The organism is uncultured Arenimonas sp. (assembly GCF_963976025.1).
GTDB lineage: Bacteria > Pseudomonadota > Gammaproteobacteria > Xanthomonadales > Xanthomonadaceae > Arenimonas.
This window is the reverse complement of record NZ_CAXBJS010000137.1, coordinates 1-7,164: the sequence shown is the minus strand read 5'-3', so window position 1 is coordinate 7,164 and position 7,164 is coordinate 1. Positions and strand designations below refer to the sequence as shown.

Annotated in this window: 6 protein-coding genes and 1 pseudogene; 4 read left to right on the top strand and 3 right to left on the bottom strand. The window is 68.7% G+C overall.

Annotated features, from left to right (window positions below):
• The 3 genes from dapD to map form a co-directional block, all read right to left on the bottom strand.
• The coding region (gene dapD, locus AACZ35_RS10660; RefSeq protein ID WP_339829015.1) for a 2,3,4,5-tetrahydropyridine-2,6-dicarboxylate N-succinyltransferase at positions 1-850 on the bottom strand (850 nt) is incomplete at its 3' end.
• Complete coding sequence (glnD, locus tag AACZ35_RS10655) at positions 777-3,431, bottom strand: [protein-PII] uridylyltransferase (protein WP_339829012.1); 2,655 nt, start codon at positions 3,429-3,431, stop codon at positions 777-779. The genes dapD and glnD, both read right to left, overlap by 74 nt.
• Before the next feature lie 13 nt (positions 3,432-3,444).
• Entirely contained in the window at positions 3,445-4,221 is a 777-nt protein-coding gene (gene map / locus AACZ35_RS10650; protein WP_339829010.1) for a type I methionyl aminopeptidase, read from the bottom strand.
• A 259-nt stretch (positions 4,222-4,480) separates the two neighbouring features.
• Between map and rpsB the strand changes: the two genes are divergently transcribed.
• The 4 genes and pseudogenes from rpsB to AACZ35_RS10630 all read left to right on the top strand — a co-directional run.
• Complete coding sequence (gene rpsB, locus AACZ35_RS10645; RefSeq protein ID WP_188662721.1) at positions 4,481-5,293, top strand: 30S ribosomal protein S2; 813 nt, start codon at positions 4,481-4,483, stop codon at positions 5,291-5,293.
• A 16-nt stretch (positions 5,294-5,309) separates the two neighbouring features.
• Positions 5,310-6,188: a translation elongation factor Ts gene (gene tsf / locus AACZ35_RS10640; RefSeq protein ID WP_339829005.1), complete on the top strand. Its 879-nt coding sequence runs from the start codon at positions 5,310-5,312 to the stop codon at positions 6,186-6,188.
• Positions 6,189-6,338: 150 nt separating this feature from the next.
• Entirely contained in the window at positions 6,339-6,650 is a 312-nt protein-coding gene (locus tag AACZ35_RS10635) for a hypothetical protein (RefSeq protein WP_339829003.1), read from the top strand.
• Between the two features lie 150 nt (positions 6,651-6,800).
• Positions 6,801-7,164, top strand: a pseudogene (locus AACZ35_RS10630) (UMP kinase); the annotation flags it as partial.

The window sequence follows — 7,164 nt, the reverse complement described above, 5'->3', positions numbered from 1 at the left end:
CGCGCTTGACGATTACCGCGCAATAAAGGCTGGGAGACGGCATGTTCGCGCCGCCGCTTTCGGACGGCATCGTGCCCGGCACGACGACGGAATAGGGCGGCACCTCGCCGCGGAAGACTTCGCCGGTGGCGCGGTCGACGATTTTGGTCGAGGCGCCGAGATAGACGCCCATCGACAGAACCGAGCCCTCGCGCACACGAACGCCCTCGGCGACTTCCGAGCGCGCTCCGATGAAGCAATTGTCCTCGATGATCACCGGCCCCGCCTGCAACGGCTCGAGCACGCCGCCGATGCCGGCGCCGCCGCTGATGTGGCAGTTCTTGCCGACCTGGGCGCAGCTGCCGACCGTGGCCCAGGTATCGACCATGGTCCCGGCACCCACGTACGCGCCGATATTGACGAAGCTGGGCATCAGCACCACGTCCTTGCCGATGTGCGCGCCCGAACGCACGATCGCGCCGGGCACCACGCGCGCGCCGAGCTTCTGGAAGTCGGCGTCGTCGAAGTTGTCGAAGCGCAGCCGCACCTTGTCCCAGAACGGCGCCGGGAAACCTTCCATCATCTGCATGTCGTTGATGCGGAAGTACAGCAGCACGGCCTTCTTGAGCCACTCGTTGACTTCCCAGTGCTTGCCGCGCGGCGCGGCGACGCGCGCCTTGCCCGACTCGAGCAGCTCGATCGCCTCTTCCACGGCCGGCCGCGTCGAGCCGTCGATTTCCATCGCGGTCAGGGTGGCCCGGCGCTCGAAGGCGTCCTCGATGATCGCCTGCAGCTGTTCAGTGCTGGGCTTCTTTCTTGCCATGGTGCATGTCTCCGTCGACGCCGGCCACGATGGCCTCGCGCAGTTGATCCAAGAGGGCCTGGTCACCGATGGGCTGGTTGGCTTCGTCGGTCAGCAGGAAAAAGTCTTCCACCTTTTCACCGAAGGTGGCGATGCGGGCGTCGTGCACGCGCAGGCGGAACTTGCGCAGCACCTGGGCAACCGACGCCAGCAGCCCGGGCTGGTCGGTGCAGACCAGGCTCATGCGGGTGCGGCGGCCGTCGGCCGATTCGTCGAAACCCACCTTCACCGGCACCCGGAAGTGGCGCAGCTGGCGGGGCGCGGCCCGGCGCGGTGGCTTCACCTTTGCCGGGTCCTTCAGGGCCAGCTTCAGCGCCGCTTCCACCGCGGCGGGTTCGGGCGCGCGGCCGTGCGGCGCGAACAGCTGGAAGTTGTCGAGCGCGAAGCCGTCGATCGAGTTCAGCACGCGCGCCTCGAGCACGTTCAGGCCCAGGCGGTCGAAGGTGGCCACCAGGGCCGCGAACAGGCCGTCGCGGTCGGGCGTGCGCACGAACACTTCCAGGCCGCCGTCCTCGAGGTGGGGGCGCACCATCACCAGGGTGTCGGCGCCGCCCGAGGCGGCGATGCCGTGGGTCTGCCAGGCGATCTGCTCGGGCCGGTAGCGCAGGAAACCCACGTCCGGGTAGGCCGCCCAGATGCGCTCGACTTCTTCGCGGGTCAGGCCTTCACCCAGCAGGCGCACCAGCGCCGCGGCGCGGGTCTCGGCCATGATCTCGGTGGCGTGCACCGGGTTTTCCAGGCCGCGGCGCAGCGCGAAGCGGGTGGCGGCGTACAGGTCGGCCAGCAGCCGGTCCTTCCAGGCGTTCCACAGCTTCGGGCTGGTGCCGGCGATGTCAGCGCAGGTCAGCAGGTACAGGTAGTCCAGGTGTTCGCGGTCGGCCACCTTGTTGGCGAAACGCGCCACCACCACCGGATCGGAAATGTCCTGGCGCTGGGCGGTGGTGGACATCAGCAGGTGCTGTTCGACCAGCCAGGCCAGCAGGTCGGCGTCGGACTGCGGCATGGCGTGCGCGGCGGCGAACTCGCGCGCATCGGTGGCGCCGAGTTCGGAATGGTCGCCGCCGCGGCCCTTGGCGATGTCGTGGAACAGCCCGGCCAGCAGCAGCACGTGCGGCTTGCGCAGGCGCGGCCAGACTTCGTGGGCGATGCCGAAACGTTCGTCGGCCTTGCGCGCGAAGCCGTCCAGGTAGGCCAGCACCGTCAGCGTGTGCTGGTCGACGGTGTAGACATGGAACAGGTCGTACTGCATGCGCCCCGAGACCTTGCCGAAGGCCGGCAGGTAGCGCGCCAGCACGCCCAGGCGGGCCATGCGGGTCAGCGTGGACACGGCCTGGGGCGACTGCAACAGGTCCATGAACTGCCGGCGCAGCGCTTCGGGCTGGTCGGCGTACGGACCGATCGCACCCAGCGATTCACCCAGGGCGCGCGCGGTTTCCGAATGCAGGCCGCGGGCATCGGGCTGCTTGTCCCAGGCAACGAACAGCGCCAGCACCGGCGCGAAGCCTTCGCCCAGTCGCGTCGGTTCGGCCATGGCCAGGTAGCCGTTGCGCAGCTCGTAGCCATCGCCCAGCGGCACCGATTCTTCCTGGCCTGAAAGCTGCTCCTCGTAGCGCTGCAGCACCCGGTCGTTGATGCGCATCACCGTGGCGGCGCTGCGGAAAAAACCCTGCATCATCTGTTCGACCGCCAGGTTGTCGCGGCGCTCGTCCTTCAGGCCCAGCATCGCGGCGAGGTTCTTCTGGTAGTCGAAGCCCAGGCGTTCCTCGCGCCGGCCGGCCAGGAGGTGCAGGCCGAAACGCAGCCGCGCCAGCACCCGCCATTCGCGTTCGAGGCTGGCACATTCGTCTTCGCCCAGCAGGCCCAGGGGCACCAGGGCGCGCAGGCCGGGCACGCCGTAAAGGCGCATGCCCATCCAGGTGATGGTCTGCAGGTCCCGAAGCCCGCCCGGACCTTCCTTGATGCTGGGCTCGAGGTTGTGCGCGGTGTCGTTGAAGCGCGCGTGCCGGGCGCGCTGCTCTTCGCGTTTGGCGTGGAAATAGTCGGACGGCGACCACAGCACCGTCGGCGCCAGCGCCGCCGCCAGCGCCTTGGGGGCGCCCGGGTCACCCGCCAGCGCGCGGCATTCCATCAGCGCGGTCAGCACCGTGATGTCCTCGCGCGCCGCCTCGACGCACTGCCCGGTCGAACGCACCGCCTGGCTGGTGGCCAGGCCGGCGTCCCAGAGCAGCGAGAAGAAGCGGCCGATGGCCACCTGGTGGCGCTGCTGCAGGTCGGGCTCGGCGAGCACCAGCAGGTCGATGTCGGACTGCGGGTAGAGTTCGCCGCGGCCGTAACCGCCGGTGGCCAGCAGGTCCAGGCCGGGCGTGTCGCCCAGGCAGCGCTGCCAGGCCGCGCGCACCACCGCGTCGGCCGCGTCGGCGCAGCGCGAGACCAGGCGGTCGATGGCCTCGCCGGCGTCGAAACGCTGGCGCAGCAGTTCACGGCGGGCGACCAGGGCGGCCTTGGCGACGTCGCGCCAGGCGCCGTCGTCGCCGGCGGCGGCAAGGGTCGTCGCCAGCTCGGAGTCGGTGATGTTCGGGGCGGCGCTCACTGGCCGGCCCGGGTCACAGGTCGTTGTCGTCGCCGGGCAGGCGGGTGAGGATCTCGACGCCGTCGTCGGTCACCACCACCGTGTGCTCCCACTGGGCCGACAGCGATTTGTCGCGCGTGACCACGGTCCAGCCGTCGCCCAGCAGCTTGGTGTGCCGGGAGCCTTCGTTGATCATCGGCTCGATGGTGAAGGTCATGCCCTTCTGCAGCACCACGCCGGCGCCCGGCTGGCCGTAGTGCAGCACCTGCGGGTCTTCGTGGTAGATGCGGCCGATGCCGTGGCCGCAATATTCGCGGACCACCGAAAAACGTTCGCCCTCGGCGTATTTCTGGATGGCGTGGCCGATGTCGCCCAGGGTGGCGCCGGGCTTGACGGTGCGGATGCCGCGGAACATGGCTTCGCGGGTCACGTCGACCAGGCGCCGGGCCTTGACGCTGGGCTCGCCGACGAAATACATGCGGCTGGTGTCGCCGTGCCAGCCGTCCTTGATGACGGTGACGTCGATATTGATGATGTCGCCGTCCTTGAGCACCTTGGCGTCGCTGGGGATGCCGTGGCAGATGACGTTGTTGACCGAGGTGCAGACCGTGGCCGGGAAGCCCTTGTAGCCGACGTTGGCGGGCACGGCCCCCTGCACGTTGACGATGTGGTCGTGGCAGATGCGGTCGAGCTCGGCGGTGGTGACGCCCGGCTTGACGTGCGGGGCGACCACCTGCAGCACTTCGGCGGCCAGGCGGCCGGCCACGCGCATGCGCTCGATGTCTTCGGGGCTCTTGAGGCTGATATGCATGGGCGGGATTATCGCCCAGTTGCGGGGCCAAGGGCCAGCCGGCTATACTCCCGGGGCTCGGAAAACCCCTCACGGGGCCCTTCGAACCGCCCACGCCGGGCGTCACCGGTGAATTCACACGCCAGGCAATCCCCCGCCCCGGGGTGCCCGCGGCCAAGCCATGGTTTCCGGGTTCGAGGCGGCGGCCTGGCGGAGGCCCAACCCCGGAGCTTCGACGCCGCCAGTGTGCGGCCGGCTCCCTGTCTGCAAAGGAATCACCATGTCCCAGGTCACCATGCGCCAGATGCTGGAAGCCGGCGTTCACTTCGGCCACCAGACCCGCTACTGGAACCCCAAGATGGGTCCGTACATCTTCGGCGCCCGCGGCAAGATCCACATCATCAACCTCGAAAAGACCCTGCCGCTGTTCCAGGACGCGATGAACTTCGTCTCGGGCATCGCCCAGAAGCGCGGCTCGATCCTGTTCGTCGGCACCAAGCGTTCGGCCCGCGAGTCGATCAAGGAAGAAGCCGAGCGTTGCGGCATGCCCTACATGAGCATGCGCTGGCTGGGCGGCACCCTGACCAACTTCGCCACCGTCAAGAAGTCGGTTGCGCGCCTGAAGGAACTCGAGGCCGCCGAAACCGACGGCACCTTCGAGAAGCTGGTCAAGCACGAAGTGCTGGGCCTGCGCCGCGAGCGCGACAAGCTTGAAGCCTCCCTGGGCGGCATCAAGGACATGGGCCGCCTGCCGGACGCGCTGTTCGTGATCGACATCGGCCACGAAAACATCGCCGTGCAGGAAGCCAAGAAGCTCGGCATCCCGGTGGTCGCCGTGGTCGACACCAACTACGACCCCAACCTGGTGGACTACGCCATCCCGGGCAACGACGACGCCATCCGCGCCGTGCAGCTGTACGTGCGCGCCGCCGCCGACGCCGTGCTCGAGGGCAAGGCTGCCTCGCCGCAGGCCCACGTGGCCGCCGCCGACGACTTCGTCGAACTCGACGGCGAAGGCAATCCGGTTGCCAAGGAAGACAAGAAGCCGGCCCCGCGTGCCCGCGCCCCCCGCGCGCCGCGTGCCGCCAAGTAATCAACTAGGAGATCCCATGGAAATCACTGCTTCCCTGGTCAAGGAACTGCGCGAGCGCACCGGCGCCGGCATGATGGAATGCAAGAAGGCCCTGTCCGAAACCAGCGGTGACATCGACGCCGCGGCCGAGGCCCTGCGCAAGTCCGGCCTGGCCAAGGCCGACAAGAAGGCCGACCGCGTCGCCGCCGAAGGCCGCATCGTTGCGGCCCAGGACGGCGGCAAGGCCGTGCTGGTCGAGATCAACTCCGAGACCGACTTCGTGGCCAAGGACGACAACTTCCTGGCCTTCGCCGACGCCGTTGCCCAGGCCGCCCTGGCCTCCGGCGCCGCCGACGCGGATGCCCTGAAGGCGGCCAAGGTCGCCTCCGGCGACACCGTCGAAGAAGCCCGTGCCGCCGTCATCGCCAAGGTCGGCGAGAACGTGCAGGTGCGTCGCCTCGCCAAGGTCGACAGCGCCAACCACGTCGCCGCCTACATCCACGGCGGCCGCATCGGCGTTCTGGTCGAGCTCAAGGGCGGCGACGCCGAGCTGGCCCGCGGCATCGCCATGCACGTGGCGGCGATGAACCCGCCGTACAACAAGGCCGCCGACGTGCCGGCCGAGTTCGTGGCGAAGGAGAAGGAAATCGAAATGGCGAAGATGTCCGACAAGGACAAGTCCAAGCCCGCCGAAATCCTCGAGAAGATCATGGCCGGCAAGGTCGCCAAGATCGTCAACGAAGTCACCCTGTACGGCCAGGCTTATGTCCTGAACACCGACCAGACCGTCGAGCAGGCCGTCAAGGCCGCCGGCGCCGACGTGGTGCAGTTCCAGCGCCTGGCCGTCGGCGAAGGCATCGAGAAGGTGGTCGAGGACTACGCCGCCGAAGTGATGAAGCAGGCCGGCCTGGCCTGATCCATCGCCTCATGTGTTGCCGTAAAGGGCCGCGGGGCAACCCGCGGCCCTTTGCTTTTCCCTGAACGGCCCATTGGGTGAATTCATCCCGGGTTGTGCCGGGTGCTGCAAACCTCCCGGCGCACCCATCGCCACGAAGGGAGTCCCCCCATGAAAACCACCGCCCCCCTGTTCTGCCTTGCCCTGCTTGCCGCCGGCCCCGCCCTGGCGCAGAACGTCGAATCCGGCCCGCAGGCCAGCTTCGAAGCACAAACCGGCCCGGTGACCGTGGTTTCGGTGCAGCCGCCGCTGCCCAATGCCAGCGAATACGCGGTGAAGGTCGCCGACCTCGACGCCGACGGCGACCAGCGGCTGAGCCGCGCCGAGGTGCCCGACGACCACGCCCTGCACTTCGAGTGGAAACTGGTGGACCGCAACCGCGACGGCTACGTCACCGACGACGAGCTGGCCAACTGGAAATAAACGCATCGAATGGTGGCCTGGCCCCGCAAGGGCCAGGCAACCTGGCGGAGCGGCGGCGTCGCCGCTCCGCCGAACTTTTTCGCGCCGGGGGCCAGGGTGGCCCCGCGATCGGCTAGAATTCCGCCGTTTGCCCAGCCACCGGAGAGACCCATGAGCACCCAGCCCCTGAAGTACCGCCGCATCCTGCTCAAACTCTCCGGCGAAGCCCTGATGGGGCACGAGGACTACGGCATCGACCCGAAGGTGATCCAGGCCATGGCCAAGGACATCGTCGAGGCCCAGCGCGCCGGCGCCCAGATCGGCCTGGTGATCGGCGGCGGCAACATCTTCCGCGGCGCCGGCCTGGCCGAGGCCGGCATGGACCGGGTCACCGGCGACCACATGGGCATGCTGGCCACCGTCATCAACGCCCTGGCCATGGCCGACGCGCTGGAGAAGGAAGGCGGCTTCGCCCGGGTGATGAGCGCGATCAAGATCAACGAGGTCTGCGAGGACTACATCCGCCGCCGCGCCA